We start from the raw sequence: 13,501 nt of genomic DNA on the forward strand, positions 1-13,501 counted from the left end.
GATGTGCGCCCCGCGCCCCTCAGGGAGGCGCGGGGCGCATGTCAGTCGCGGGCGAACGGACCCTCCAGTGCTGCCCATTGGAGCAGCATGATGGTCTTGGCGTCGGCGATCTCGCCGGTGCGGATCATCTCCAGGGCACGCCGGAAGGGGAGTTCGAGGATCTCGATGTCCTCGCCTTCCTCGTCCAGGCCGCCGCCCTCGTGTGTGCGGGTCGAGGGGCCGTAGGCGGCCGCGTAGAAGGAGATCCGCTCGGTCACCGAGCCCGGGCTCATGTAGACGTCGAAGACGTGCTCGACCTCGCCGACGGTGTGGCCCGTCTCCTCGACGACCTCGCGGCGCACCGCGTGCTCCGGGTGCTCGGCCTCGTCGTCCAGGAGCCCCGCCGGTGTTTCGACCAGCATGCCGTCGGGGTGGCCGTTGACATAGACCGGGAACCTGAACTGGCGGGTGAGCAGGACGGTCTCGCGCTCGGTGTCGTAGAGGAGGAGCGTGGCGCCGTTGCCCCGGTCGTGGGTCTCGCGTTCCTCGGTGTGCCAGGTGCCGTCGGCGTGCTGGAGGTCGAAGGTGGTGGCCCGCTCGACGTACCAGTGACTGGACAGCAGTTTCACGTCCCGGACCTTCACCCGCGGGTTGCCGGTCAGATCCAGACCGGTCCGGTCGAGACCGGTACGGCCCCGGCGGTCGGGGCTGTCGATCCCGGCGGTCATCGCGGTCCCGCCGCGCGGGCGAGGGCGTTCAGGTGGCTCATGGTCACCTGTCTACCACCCGCCCGCAGGAGCGCGCCGCACGAGGCGCCCCCGAAGGGGCGCGGGGAACTGCGCGACCAGCCACGACAGGCCCGCAGCCGACCGACAAGGCCCCCTCGGCCCCTCCGGCGCAGCGCCTAGTGCACTTCGGCGGGTCTGGGCCCCTCGTCCAGGAACCCGCCCGACTGGTGCTGCCACAGCTTGGCGTAGGCGCCCTCCGCGGCGAGCAGTTCGTGGTGCGTGCCCTGCTCGACGATCCGGCCTCGGTCGAGGACCACCAGCCGGTCCATGGAGGCGACCGTGCTCAGCCGGTGCGCCACCACCAGTGCCGTGCGGCCCTCCATGAGCCGCCACAGCGCCTCCTGGACGAGGATCTCGCTCTCGGAGTCGAGCGCGCTGGTCGCCTCGTCGAGGAGCAGGATCGGGGCGTTCCTGAGGATCGCCCGGGCCAGGGCGACCCGCTGGCGCTGGCCGCCGGAGAGCTTGACGCCGCGCTCCCCCACCATCGTGTCGAACCCGTCGGGCAGCGCGTCGGCGAACTCCGTGACGTGCGCGGCCTCGGCGGCCAGCCGGATCTCCGCGTCGGTGGCGTCCGGCCGGGCGAAGGCGATGTTCTCCCGCAGGGTGCGGTGGAACATCGCCGGGTCCTGCGGGACGTAGGCGATCTGGCTGCGCAGGTCGGCCTGGCGCAGCCGGCTGATGTCCTGGCCACCGATCATGATCCGGCCGGCGTCGATGTCGGTCATCCGCAGCAGCAGCCGGGTCAGCGTGGTCTTGCCGCCGCCGGAGCGCCCGACGAACCCGAACTTCGACCCGCTGGGCACGTCCAGCTCCAGCCCCTCGAACAACGGTTTGGCGCCCGTGTGGGTGAAGGAGACCTGCTCGAAGCGGACGTCGGCGGCCCGGGGCGCCAGCGGCTCCGGGGCCGGCGGGTCGGTGACGGTCGGCGGTTCGAGGAGCAGTTCGGTGAACTGGGCCGCCTCCGTCATGGAGCTCTCCATGCGGCGGTAGATCTGGTTGAACTCGAACATGATCCGGGTCGCGTTGGTGTAGTAGGTGAAGGCGACCACGACCGCCTCCACGCTGTGCCCGCCGCCCGCCAGCGCCACCGCGAGCAGCAGGCCCACCGCGTTGGTCGCCACGGACATCGGCGCGACGAAGGTGTCGATGCGCAGGTTGCCGTAGTCCCAGGAGCGCAGGGTGCGCCGCCTCGACTCGGCGACCCGCGACCGGTGTTCGGCGGCCTCCCGCTTCTCGGCGGCGAACGCCCGGACGGTGTCCATGTTCATCAGGCTGTCGGCGACGTGCCCGGACACCCGGGCGATCGCCTCCTCGCGCTGGTCGACGAGCCGCTGGCGGCGGCGGATCAGCGGGAACACGCACACCGCCGTCACCGCGATCATCGCGAGGAGCGCGACGACGAGCAGCGGCTGGTAGCGCCACAGGATCACCGAGCCGAACGCCAGCGGCACGAAGCTGCCGACGATGTTGAAGGTCAGCGTGTCGCCGAACTCCTCGAAGCGGGTGGCGAAGCTCAGCACCCGTTTGGTGAGCGAACCCGCGAAGTTGTCGTGGAAGAACGCGGCGTCCTTCGCGAACAGTTCGTCCATGCCGATGACGTACAGGTGCTCGATGCCGAGGGCGTCCAGACGGTTCAGGCAGTGCAGACCGACCCGCCAGAACGTCTCCGCCAGCAGCAGGACACCGGCGAAGCCGAGGACGTACGGCAGTGTGGCGCCGAGGCCCAGGCCGTGGCTGTCGGCGATCCGGCCGATCAGCTTGGCCACGACCAGCGGGGCGACGTAGTTGATTCCGATGTTGCCGAGCGCCGGCAGCAGCATCCCGGGCAGCGTGAGCCACTTGAGCCGGGCCAGCTCCCGTCCGTAGTGGCGAAGCGCGAGCAGCACGGCGCCCTTGCGCGGTCCCGTCGCAGGTAAATCGACAGAGGATGTCATCTCAACCCTGTGTAGTCGTCGCGCGGCATGCCGAGTCGGCCACCGTGTGGTCGCGGCGGCCTGGTATCGGCAGGTCAGGAAAGGGAAGTGTCCCGCGACGACGGTCCCTGGGTCCACGTCTTTTTTCACCGGCGACTACGGTGCGAACACGCTCTCGACCGACCGGAGCCGTGGCCGGGCGCTCCGGTACGGCCCCGCCGGTGCCGGCCGGTCACCTCGCCGAGCCGGTGCCGCGGCGGGGAGCGGCCCCGGCCGGTGACACGGCGGGGAGCGGCCGCAGCCCGGCAGCTCGGTCGGGTCCCCCACAGCCGGCGGCCGCGTCGACACGGGCGTGTTCCGGCGCGGGTCGGGCACTCCGGTCGACGGGTCGACGGGCGTCAGGCCTGCCGGCGGGCCGGCACCGTGTGGATATCGGGTGCGCGCGGCCTGGGGCGAAGTGGCCCGTGTCATGGGAGCGAGAATGGCCCAGAGGTCCGGGCCGGTTCCGGCATAGGGTCGAAGGCGTGACGACAGCAGCGCCGCCGCTCATCCCGGCCCGCCATCGTCCGCGGTGGCAGGACCCGGCGCCGGACGCTGAGATGGGTCACAGCGGGCGCCCGCCGCCGGGCGGGGCCTGTCCGTCGTCCCCACTCCCCCGCTCTCCCCGCTCTCCCCGCTCTCCCCGCTCTCCCCGCTCTCCCCGAGGAAACCCCCATGCGAGCCATCACCGTCAAGGACCGCGACGCCGGAGTCGGCGGCCTGGCCCTCACCGAGCTGCCGCAACCGCACGCCGCCGAGAACGACGTGATCGTGCGCGTGCACGCGGCCGGGTTCACGCCCGGCGAACTGACCTGGCCCGCCACCTGGACCGACCGGGCCGGCCGCGACCGCACGCCGAGCGTGCCCGGCCACGAACTGTCCGGCGTGGTCACCGGGCTGGGCTACGGCACCACCGGACTGACCGTCGGCCAGCGGGTGTTCGGGCTCGCCGACTGGGCCCGCGACGGCACGCTCGCCGAGTACACCGCCGTCGAGGCCCGCAACCTCGCCCCGCTCCCGGCCGACGTCGACCACGTCACGGCCGCCGCCCTGCCGGTCTCAGGGCTCACCGCCTGGCAGGGCCTCTTCGACCACGGCCGCCTGACCACCGGGCAGACCGTGCTGATCCACGGTGCCGCGGGCGGGGTCGGATCCGTCGCCGTGCAGCTGGCGCGGGAGGCGGGCGCACGGGTGGTCGGCACCGGCCGGGCGGCCGACCGCGAGTTCGCCCATGGCCTGGGCGTGGACGCCTTCATGGACCTCCAGGCCGAACGGCTGGAGGACATCGGCGAGGTCGACCTGGTGTTCGACGTGATCGGCGGCGAGATCCTCGACCGCTCCACGGCGCTGGTCCGCCCCGGCGGCACGCTGGTCACCATCGCCCATCCGGTCACCGTGCATCCCGCGGACGGACGGGCGGTCTTCTTCGTCGTCGAACCCGACCGCGCGCGCCTCGCCGACCTCGCCGCACGGGTGCGGGACGGGCGCCTCAGGCCGGTCGTCGGCGCGGTCCGGCCGCTCACCGAGGCGATCGCCGCGTTCACCCCGGACAAGCGCACGCCCGGCCGGACGATCATCCGGGTGGCGGAGGACTGAACGCGCCGGGGCGGCCGTCCCGGCCGGACCGGAAAGGCCGCCGCACCCGCCCTCGCCGGACCTGCCGCCGACGCCGGCGGGTCCGGCGTCGGTCCACCGGTTGGTCCGTCGCCCTGATCGACTAGCTTCCCGACGGCGCCCGGCACCGCTGCCAGTCCGGGTCCGGGAGTTCGAGGAGCCGGGCGATGTCCGTCGCCTCGGGCAGCGGCCCGTGATCCCCCGTCACCCTGAGCGCGGAGACGGCGGTGAGGTGACCGAGCCGAAGGGCGCGGGACAGCGGCTCCGCGCGCAGCAGCCCGGCCAGGAAGCCCGCCGCGAAGGCGTCGCCCGCGCCGACCGGTTCCACCACGGCCGTCCGCAGCGCGGGCACCGTGCAGGCACCCTCCCCGGTCAGGGCGGTCGCGGCCCGGGCGCCGTCCTTGACGACGAGGATCCGCGGGCCGGGCAACAGGTCCCGCAGGCCCGTGACGGTCAGGTCCGCCCCCCACAGCTGCTGCGCCTCGTCCAGGCCGACGAAGACGATGTCGGCCCGGTCTGCGAGGTCGCGCAGCACCGTCGGCGCGGTGCCGTCCGGCCAGAGCGCGGCACGGTGGTTGACGTCGAAGCTGACGGCGTACGGCCGTTCGGCGGCGGGGGTGTCCAGGGCGCGCGTCACCAGGGCGCGGCAGGAGGCGGAGAGGGCCGGGGTGATGCCGGTGAGGTGCAGCAGGGCGGCCGAGCGCAGCGGTGCGGAGTCGAGCAGGCCGGGGCCGAGGGCCGAGGCCGCCGAGCCGGCGCGGTAGTAGTGGACGCGGGTTCCGGCCGGTCCCGGGTTCTTCAGGAGGAGGCCGGTGGGCCGGTGCGGGTCGGTGCGCACGCTCGTCACGTCGACCCCGGCGGCGGCGACCGTGGCGCGCACCCGGCGGCCCAGCGGATCGTCGCCGACGGCCGAGAGCCAGCGGGCCGGGACACCGTGGTCCGCGAGGTACATGGCCACGTTCGACTCGGCACCCGCGACGGACAGCCGCAGCTGCCCGGCGTCCGCCAGCGGCCCGGGCGGGTCGGGGGCGAGGGCGGCCATGGTCTCGCCGAGGCAGACGACGGGTCCCGGGGCCGGACGCCAGGCAGCCGTCACGCGGGCCCCTCCTCCCGTACGACGGCCCGGAACGCGCGGGCCCGGTCGCGCAGCGCGCCGAGGCTGCCGCCGTCCGCCGCGTCCCCGACCAGGGGGGAGCCGACGCCGACCGCGGTGGCCCCGGCGGCCAGGTAGGCCCGCGCGGCCGGCACGTCGACGCCGCCGACCGGGACGAACGCCGCGTCGGGGAACGGCCCGCGCAGCGCCTTCAGATAGGCCGCTCCCCCGGCCTCGGCGGCCGGGAAGAGCTTCAGGGCGGCCGCGTCACGGGCCTGCGCCGCGATCACGTCGGTGGGGGTCAGCACGCCGGCCAGGACCGGCATGCCGAGCTCCCGCGCGGTGTCGGCACCGGCGCCGAGACCGGGGGTGACGGCGAAGGCGGCGCCCGCGCGGTGGGCGGCGTGCGCGTCGGCTGCGGTCAGCACCGTGCCGGCGCCCAGCGGGTGGCCGGGGCCGAGTTCCTCGTGGGCCCGCGCGATGACGGTGAGGGCGTCGGCGCCGCTGAGCGACACCTCGATCAGTTCGACGCCCTCCTCGGCCAGGGTCAGTACGGTGCGCAGGGCGGCGTCCGGGTCGCCGCCGCGCACGATGGCGAGCAGGCGGCGGGCGGCGAGGGCGGCTCGCAGATCCACGAGCGGGGCTCCTTCCATGGTCAGCGGGGGCACGGGCAGGACGCGCCGACGGTGAGCCGCCAGCGGACCTCGCCCGAGGCGGGGACGCGGGCGGCGTCGTCGGGACCCGCGTCGGCCAGGTCGAAGACGCGGCCGAGCATCGGCTCCACGCCCGTACTGCGATAGGGCCGGCCGACGGGGAAGCCGCCGAGGTTGCGCCACAGGGCGACCGACACCGGCTGGCCCTCCGCCTCGACGGCGAAGGCGAGCCGGTCCGCGCCGTCGTGCACACAGCACCGGCCGCCGTCCACCACGGCGCCGACCGCCGTGCCGTCGTCCGGCCCGAACCGGTCGAGCCGCAGCCCCCGGGGGGCCGGCCAGTCGCCGTCCACCCAGGGGGCACCGGCCGGCCAGGGACGGCCCAGCAGTGGCGCCGCCTCCGGGAACAGCCGGGTGGGCGCCCCTTCCCGGGCCCGTACGACGGCCTCCTCGGAGAGGTCGAGGAGCGCGTGGGCGGCCCAGAGGAAGCGGAAACCGGGTTCGGCCGTGAGCACGTAGGCGGCCTCGACACCGTCGTCCGTCCCGCGCAGCGTGCGCGTCAGGGCGAACCGCTCGCAGCGCACCGTCGCACCGTCCCCGTCCCCGTCCGGCGTCCAGGGCCGGGACCACGCGTCCCCGTGGTCGGGGGTGCCGCGCACGGTCGGGACGCACTCCTCCAGCCCGCCCGCGTCCACGAACGCGTCGCCCGGTGCGACACCGTCGCGTTCCGGGCTCTCGCGCCGCCACAGCCATTCCCGGCCGGCGTGCCGCAGCGAGGTCCAGCGGCCGCCGTGCGCGAGGTCGGTCACGACGTCGAGCGGCACGCTCACCACTCCGCGAAGGAGCCGTCGGCGTGCCGCCACACCGGGTTGCGCCACTGGTGCCCGGCGCGGTCGGCCGCGCGGACGGCCGCCTCGTCGAGGGTGATGCCGAGGCCGGGGGCGTCACCGCGGTGCGCGTGCCCGTCCACGAACCGGAAGGGTTCGGGGTCGACGAGGTAGGAGAGGAGGTCGGCGTCCCTGTTGTAGTGGATGCCCCGGCTCTGCTCCTGGATGAGGAAATTCGGTGTGGCGAAGGCGACTTGGAGGCTGGCCGCGAGGGCGATGGGCCCGAGCGGGCAGTGCGGGGCGAGCTGGGCGCCGTAGGTCTCGGCGAGCGAGGCGATGCGGTGCACCTCGGAGATGCCGCCGGCGTGCGAGAGGTCCGGCTGGGCGACCGCGACGCCGGCGGCGAGGACGGGCAGGAACTCGGCGCGCGAGTACAGGCGTTCGCCGGTGGCCAGCGGCACCGGGCTCGCGGCGACCAGGCCGGGCAGCAGGTGGCCCTGTTCGGGGACGACCGGTTCCTCCACGAACAGCGGGTGCAGCGGGGCGAGTTCGGTGAGGACGCGGCGGGCGCTGGCCGCGGTGAAGCGGCCGTGGAAGTCGACGGCGACGTCCCGGTCCGGGCCGAGGACGTCCCGGGCGGCGCTCACCCGGGCGACCACGGCCGCCGTCTCGGCGGCCGTCGCCAGCGGCGAGGTGGCTCCGGCGGCGTTCATCTTCACCGCGGTGAAGCCCGCTTCGACCTGGGCGGCTATCTGCTCGGTCAGCTGGGCGGGTTCGTCGCCGCCGACCCAGGCGTAGACCCGCACCCGGTCGCGGACCGGACCGCCCAGCAGGGCGTGCACGGGGGCGCCGTAGGTCTTGCCGGCGATGTCCCACAGGGCCTGGTCGAGGCCCGCGACGGCGCTCGACAGCACCGGGCCGCCCCGGTAGAAGCCGCCCTTGGTGAGCACCTGCCAGTGGTCCTGGATGCGCAGCGGGTCCTGCCCCACCAGGTACTCGGCGAGGACGTCCACGGCCGCGCGGACGACCTCGGCGCGCCCCTCGACGACGGGCTCGCCCCAGCCGACCACTCCGTCGTCGGTCTCGACGCGGCAGAACAGCCAGCGCGGCGGGACGAGGAAGGTCTCTATCCGCTCGATCTTCACCGGCCGACGCTGCCTTCCGTGTCGTTGCTCCCGGTCCCCTCTTCGGGGCTGTCCAGCCGTGCCAGGTCGCGGCCCGCCTGGTCGAGCAGGGCCCGCATGGCCGTCTCGGCCGCCTGCGGGTCGCGGTCGCGCACCGCGTCCAGGACGGCGCGGTGGGCGGGGACGGGGTCCTCGCTGTGCGGGGAGCTGTGCACGATCCGGTCGCGGTGGGCGAGTCCCGACTCGATCACCATCTCCATGCGTTCGAGCAGTTCGTTGTGGGTGGCGGCGAGCAGGGCGCGGTGGAAGGCGAGGTCGGCGTCGACGGCGTGACCCGGGTCGGTCTCCTCCCGCCCCATCGCCTCCACGGCCGTCTCCAGCAGCAGCAGGTCGGCCTCGGTACGGCGCTCGGCGGCGAGCCGGACGGCGGCCGGCTCGATGATGGCGCGGACCTCTGCGAGGTTGCGCAGCAGCGACCATTCCGCGCCGGTCGTCCCGCCGCCCTCGAACTGCCAGCGCAGCACGTCGGCGTCGAGCAGGTTCCAGTCCGCGCGGGCCCGTACGAAGGTGCCGCGCTTCTGGCGGGCGTCGACCATGCCCTTGGCAGCGAGCACCTTGAGGGACTCGCGCAGCGCGGTGAGGCTGACGTCGAGTTCGCTCTGCAGCGCCACCAGGTCGAGCGTGGCCCCTTCCGGGATCTCGCCGCCCAGGATGCGGCGCGCCAGGGCCTCCACGGTCTGGCCGTGCACACCGCGGCGGGCGTAGGGCGTCATGTCGTACAGCCTTTCTCTTCCACGTTCCGGTCCAGGGTCATCATGCGGAGGCCTTCACGACGCTCCAGCCGCCGTCCACGACGAGACTCGACCCGGTGATGTAGGAGGCCTCGTCGGCGCAGAGGAACGCGATCGCGGCGGCCACCTCCTCGGGGGTGCCGAAGCGGCGGGCGGCCGTTTGGGCGATGCTGCGTTCCCGTTCCGCGGGCTCCACCCGGTCCCAGGCCCCGGTCAGGATCGGGCCGGGGAGTACCGCGTTGACGCGGACCTCGGGCCCGTACTCGACGGCGAGCTGCCCGCACAGGGACAGCAGGCCGCCCTTGGCCGCGGCGTAGGCGGGGTGGCCGGGGATGCCCGCGTGCGCGTGCACGGACGAGGTGAGGACGACCGCGCCGCGGCGGGCGCGCAGGTCGGGCAGGACCGCCTTGACGCCGAGGAAGCTGCCGGTGAGGTTGACGGCGAGCTGTCGCTGCCAGGACGGCAGGGACAGCTCGCCGGCCGGCAGCACCTCGACGGTGTAGGCGTTGCTGACGAGCACGTCGACCGGGCCGAAGGCGTGGGCGGCGGTGACGATCCGCGCCCAGTCGTCCTCGGCGGCGACGTCCGCGTGCACGTACCGGGCCCGGCCGCCGTCCTTCTCGATCCCGTCCACCACGGCCTGGCCGTGTTCGTCGGCGATGTCGGCGAGCACGACCGCGGCGCCCTCCCCGGCGAGGCGCGCGGCGGTGGCGGCCCCGATGCCGGAGGCGGCGCCGGTCACCACGGCGGTGCGGCCGGTGAAACGGGCACCGTACCGTCGTACGGACTGGTCCATCGGGCTCCTTAGAGGGTGAACTGCTGGAAACATATGCGGCCTACAGGCGGCTCAGCACCACCAGGTCGGCGTCGTGTTCGGCACTCCACGCGAACGGCATGCCGTGGTGGAGCAGATGGGCTCCGCTGTACGACGTTCCGGTGGCCGTGTCCCGGTAGCGTGCCACCGGGTCCAGGCCGCGCAGCCGGAGCCGGTCGGGGCGGCCGGGCAGCAGCGGCGCCCCGTCAAGGCGGCCGGTGGAGAGCGCGGCGACGACGGTCCGGTCACCGGCGTCGTACTGGACCCCGCAGGTGGGGTCGTCCGGCGTCCCGAGCAGCCGGGCCTCGCCGTGGTGGACCACGTCCCGCACCTCCTTGTACCGGGCGATCCAACGGGCGGCCTCGGCGCGCTGCTCCGGGGTCCAGGCGCGCAGGTCGGCCCCGATCCCCAGGACCCCGCACATGGCGTTGACGAAGCGGAAGGCGAGGCTGCGCGGACGCGGGTCGAAGATGCCGGGGGCGTCGGTAACCCAGGAGCTCATCACGTGCGGCGCGTGGGCGTGCAGGAAGCCGTGCTGGATGCGCAGCCGGTCCATCGGCGCGGTGTTGTCGCTGGGCCAGACGACGTCGGTGCGGGCGATGGTGGCGTGCTCGATCCGTCCGCCGCCGCCGGCGCAGCCCTCGACGGTGACGTCGGGATGGGCGGCGCGCAGGTGGTCGAGGACCCGCAGGTATCCGGCGACGTGCTCGGCGTCCAGGTCGACCGGGCCGGCGGAACCGGTGCCGGGGCGGCCGCGTTCGGTGGGCGGGCGGTTCATGTCCCACTTGAGGTAGCCGATGCCGTAGGTGCCGAGCAGCCGGTCGAGGGTGGCGATGACGAAGTCCTGGACGTCGGTCCGGCCGAGGTCGAGGAGCAGCTGGTTGCGGACGAGCCGGGCCGGGCGGCCGTCGACGCGGTAGACCCACTCGGGGTGTTCGGCGTGCAGCCGGCTGCCGGGGCTGACCGACTCCGGCTCCACCCACAGGCCGAAGTCCAGGCCGAGCGCGCGGACCTCCTCGACGAACGGGCCGAAGCCCCGCGGGAACGCCTCCGGGTCCGGGTACCAGTCGCCCAGTCCCCCGGTGTCGTCGGCGCGGCCGGTGAACCAGCCGTCGTCCACGACGAACAGCTCGGCCCCGATGTCCGCGGCCGCCTTCGCCAGCTCCAGCTGCCCGGCCGCGTCGACGTCGAAGCCGGTGGCCTCCCAGGAGTTGTAGAGCACCTTGCGGGGGCGGTGCAGCCGGTCGCCGGTGAGGCGGCGCTCGTAGCGGTGCCAGACCCGGGACAGGCCGTCGAGTCCGTCCGGGCTGAACGCGCAGGCGAGGCGGGGAGTCGCGAGGGTCCGGCCGGGGGCCAGGCGCACGGCGCCCTCGTGCGGGACCCGTCCGGCGCGCACCCGTACGGCACCGCCCGGCTCGGCCTCGGCCGTGATGTGCCAGTTGCCCGGCCATTCGAGGGCGACGCCGTACGCGGCCTCCTCGTCCTGCACGGCGAGCCAGGGCGCGTACGCGTGGCCGGGCGCGCCCTGCGTGCTGCCGATGGCGAACGTGCCCCTGGTGAGGTCGAGTCGGGTGTGCTGGAACTCCTGCGACCACTGACCGGAGAGAAACGTCAGCCGGGCGGCGCCCCTGACGGGAACGTTGACGGCGGCCGAGTCGAGCCGCTCCAGGCGGAGTTCGGTGGTGGCGGTGAACTCGCTCCAGCGGAGGATCACGTCGGTGCCGGGGACGGTCTCGTAGCACAGGACCGTGCGCAGGCCGATCAGCCCGTCCACGAAGGCGAGCCGAAGAGACCCCTGCGCCTCCTCCGCGCCGTCGAACTCCCACCACACGCCCCGGTCCGCGCCGGGGCCGGTCACCACCAGTTCGGACCCGGTGAACGGCCGCAGCCCGTACGGCAGGTACTCGGCCGGTGCCGCGTCGGCGGGCGTGATGAAGTGGGTGCGGTGGGACCAGTCGAGGGCGGAGGGCCCGTCCTCGACGCCGAGCGGGCCCCAGGCGTGGAGCTCGGCCCAGGGGCCGTCCGGGGAGAGGCGGACGGTGTAGCTGGTGTGCTCCGTCCGCAAGGTCCAGCGCTGGTGGCTCACTTGACCGCTCCGAGGTTGAGGCCTGCCACGAAGTGCCGCTGGAAGCGCAGGAAGACGGCGACCGTGGGGGCGGCGGCGATGACGGACCCGGCGGCGACCACGTTCCACTGCGACACGTACTGGCCCTGGAGTCCGATGAGGGCGGCGGTGATCGGCATCTTGGTGTCGCTGCGCAGGACGGTGATCGCCCAGAGCAGGTCGTTGAAGATCCAGGTGAAGGACAGCGCGCTGAGGGCGGCCAGGGCGGGGCGGGTCAGCGGGAGGATGATCCGCCAGAAGATCTGCCACGGCCCGGCGCCGTCCACGACCGCCGCCTGCTGGATCTCCACCGGGATCGACCGCATGAACCCGTGCAGGACGAAGACGTAGAAGCCGACCCCGAACCCGATCTGCACGCCGATCAGCGCGGGCAGGGTGTCGTAGACGCCCATCACCTCGCTGAGCTTGGAGACGGGGATGAGCAGGATCTGCGGTGGCAGCAGGTTGCCGCCGAGCATGAGCAGCAGCAGGGCGCGCCGGAAGGGGAGTTCGTAGCGGCTGAGGGCGAACGCGGCCATCGCGGCGAGGGCCAGGGTCACCAGGACGCAGGGGATCGTGACGAGCAGGCTGTTGATCAGGGCCTGCTGCTGGCCGCCGTCGGTCCAGGCCTGGCCGAAGTTGGCCAGGGTGAAGGAGCGCGGCCAACTGCCCAGGCCGTGGGCGGCGATGTCGTCGAAGGAGCGCAGGCTGGTCACCACGACCAGGGCGATGGGCAGCAGCCACAGCACGGCCAGGGCGCCGGCGCCGAGGTGGAATCCGGCGGTGGCCGCTCTTCTGCGGCGCAGCGCCGTGGAGTTGGCGGACATCAGTCGGCCTCCCGGAAGGCGCGGACGAGGTAGGAGGCGATGACCCCGAAGGCGAGGACGAAGATGACGACGGCCAGGGCGGAGCCGTAGCCGAGGCGCAGGGACTGAAAGGCGGTCGAGTACATGTAGGTGCTGAGCAGTTCGGAGGAGTGGTAGGGGCCGCCGCGGGTGAGGGACCAGACGACGTCGAAGGAGCGCAGCGAGTCGATGATGATGACCGACACCACAACGGCGTTGACGCTGCGCAGCTGGGGCAGGGTGACGTGCCGGAACCGCTGCCAGGCGCTCGCGCCGTCGACCTTGGCGGCCTCGTAGAGCGCCGGGTCGATGCCCTTGAGGCCGGCCAGGTACAGCACCATGACGTAGCCGATCTGGCGCCACAGGGCGGGCACGATCACCGCGTACAGGGCGGTGTCCTGGTCGGCGAGCCAGGCGTGCTGGAGGCTGCCGAGCCCCACCGCTGCCAGCACCCGGTCGAGGACGCCGTCGGGCTGGTAGATCGCCTGCCAGACGAGGGCGGTGGCGACCAGTGAGAAGACCACCGGCAGGAACAGCGCGGCCCGGTAGAAGCCGACCCCGCGGCGCTCCTGCTGGAGCAGCAGCGCCGCGGCGAGGCCCAGGACGGCGGACAGGCCACCGAAGAGGACCAGCCACAGGACGGTGTGGCCGAGCGCGCTGCGGAAGACGTCGTCGTGGGCCATCTCCCGGAAGTTGTCCAGGCCGACGAACTGTGGCGGTGAGACGCCGTCCCACTTCGTGAGGGCGAGGTAGAAGCCCTGCAGGGCGGGCCAGAACACCCACACGGCCTCGGCGAGCAGCGGGACCAGGACGAAGGCGAGGACCAGCGGCGGGGTGCGCCGGGGGCCCCGGGGCCGCCTGCCGCTGACGGGCAGGCGGGCCGGGGTCTTCCGGTCGGGGGCGGTCAGCAGGGCCAC

Annotated in this window: 12 protein-coding genes; 1 reads left to right on the plus strand and 11 read right to left on the minus strand. The window is 74.0% G+C overall.

Annotated features, from left to right (window positions below; translation table 11 throughout):
• Window positions 1–41: 41 nt before the first annotated feature.
• Entirely contained in the window at window positions 42–707 is a 666-nt protein-coding gene (locus AB0472_RS17545; protein WP_366357344.1) for an NUDIX domain-containing protein, read from the minus strand.
• Window positions 708–883: 176 nt separating this feature from the next.
• Window positions 884–2,701, minus strand: coding sequence for an ABC transporter ATP-binding protein (locus tag AB0472_RS17550; RefSeq protein WP_366357345.1), 1,818 nt, complete (start codon window positions 2,699–2,701; stop codon window positions 884–886).
• Window positions 2,702–3,394: 693 nt separating this feature from the next.
• Between AB0472_RS17550 and AB0472_RS17555 the strand changes: the two genes are divergently transcribed.
• A complete protein-coding gene (locus AB0472_RS17555; RefSeq protein ID WP_366357346.1) occupies window positions 3,395–4,315 on the plus strand; it encodes an NADP-dependent oxidoreductase in 921 nt (306 codons plus the stop codon).
• Window positions 4,316–4,436: 121 nt separating this feature from the next.
• Here the strand turns inward: AB0472_RS17555 and AB0472_RS17560 are convergent, their stop codons facing one another.
• From AB0472_RS17560 to AB0472_RS17600, 9 genes are read right to left on the minus strand one after another with little or no spacing between them, the layout of a single operon-like run.
• Window positions 4,437–5,429, minus strand: a complete 993-nt coding sequence (locus AB0472_RS17560) for a sugar kinase (protein WP_366357347.1) — start codon at window positions 5,427–5,429, stop codon at window positions 4,437–4,439.
• Window positions 5,426–6,061: a bifunctional 4-hydroxy-2-oxoglutarate aldolase/2-dehydro-3-deoxy-phosphogluconate aldolase gene (locus AB0472_RS17565; protein ID WP_366357348.1), complete on the minus strand. Its 636-nt coding sequence runs from the start codon at window positions 6,059–6,061 to the stop codon at window positions 5,426–5,428. The genes AB0472_RS17560 and AB0472_RS17565 overlap by 4 nt, the downstream gene beginning before the upstream one ends.
• 20 nt (window positions 6,062–6,081) lie before the next feature.
• Window positions 6,082–6,909, minus strand: coding sequence for a hypothetical protein (locus tag AB0472_RS17570; RefSeq protein ID WP_366357349.1), 828 nt, complete (start codon window positions 6,907–6,909; stop codon window positions 6,082–6,084).
• Window positions 6,906–8,051 (minus strand): galactonate dehydratase, encoded by a 1,146-nt coding sequence (gene dgoD, locus AB0472_RS17575; protein WP_366357350.1) that lies wholly within the window; start codon window positions 8,049–8,051, stop codon window positions 6,906–6,908. Before dgoD ends, AB0472_RS17570 begins: the two co-directional genes overlap by 4 nt.
• Window positions 8,048–8,803 (minus strand): FadR/GntR family transcriptional regulator, encoded by a 756-nt coding sequence (locus tag AB0472_RS17580; protein WP_366357351.1) that lies wholly within the window; start codon window positions 8,801–8,803, stop codon window positions 8,048–8,050. Before AB0472_RS17580 ends, dgoD begins: the two co-directional genes overlap by 4 nt.
• 40 nt (window positions 8,804–8,843) lie before the next feature.
• Window positions 8,844–9,617: an SDR family NAD(P)-dependent oxidoreductase gene (locus tag AB0472_RS17585; RefSeq protein ID WP_366357352.1), complete on the minus strand. Its 774-nt coding sequence runs from the start codon at window positions 9,615–9,617 to the stop codon at window positions 8,844–8,846.
• Between the two features lie 40 nt (window positions 9,618–9,657).
• Window positions 9,658–11,721: an alpha-galactosidase gene (locus tag AB0472_RS17590; RefSeq protein WP_366357353.1), complete on the minus strand. Its 2,064-nt coding sequence runs from the start codon at window positions 11,719–11,721 to the stop codon at window positions 9,658–9,660.
• A complete protein-coding gene (locus AB0472_RS17595) occupies window positions 11,718–12,566 on the minus strand; it encodes a carbohydrate ABC transporter permease (protein ID WP_366357354.1) in 849 nt (282 codons plus the stop codon). The genes AB0472_RS17590 and AB0472_RS17595 overlap by 4 nt, the downstream gene beginning before the upstream one ends.
• Window positions 12,566–13,501 carry a sugar ABC transporter permease gene (locus tag AB0472_RS17600; protein WP_366357355.1) on the minus strand — a complete coding sequence of 312 codons (936 nt, stop codon included), beginning with the start codon at window positions 13,499–13,501 and terminating at the stop codon, window positions 12,566–12,568. Before AB0472_RS17600 ends, AB0472_RS17595 begins: the two co-directional genes overlap by 1 nt.

The organism is Streptomyces sp. NPDC086777 (assembly GCF_040702065.1).
In the GTDB taxonomy this organism is placed as follows: Bacteria; Actinomycetota; Actinomycetes; order Streptomycetales; family Streptomycetaceae; genus Streptomyces.

Bases quoted from the DNA above. Each gene is read 5' to 3' on its own strand.
- AB0472_RS17545 (WP_366357344.1), bottom strand. From the start codon at position 707: ATGACCGCCGGGATCGACAGCCCCGACCGCCGGGGCCGTACCGGTCTC.
- AB0472_RS17550 (WP_366357345.1), bottom strand. From the start codon at position 2,701: ATGACATCCTCTGTCGATTTACCTGCGACGGGACCGCGCAAGGGCGCC.
- AB0472_RS17555 (WP_366357346.1), top strand. From the start codon at position 3,395: ATGCGAGCCATCACCGTCAAGGACCGCGACGCCGGAGTCGGCGGCCTG.
- AB0472_RS17580 (WP_366357351.1), bottom strand. From the start codon at position 8,803: ATGACGCCCTACGCCCGCCGCGGTGTGCACGGCCAGACCGTGGAGGCC.
- AB0472_RS17585 (WP_366357352.1), bottom strand. From the start codon at position 9,617: ATGGACCAGTCCGTACGACGGTACGGTGCCCGTTTCACCGGCCGCACC.
- AB0472_RS17595 (WP_366357354.1), bottom strand. From the start codon at position 12,566: ATGTCCGCCAACTCCACGGCGCTGCGCCGCAGAAGAGCGGCCACCGCC.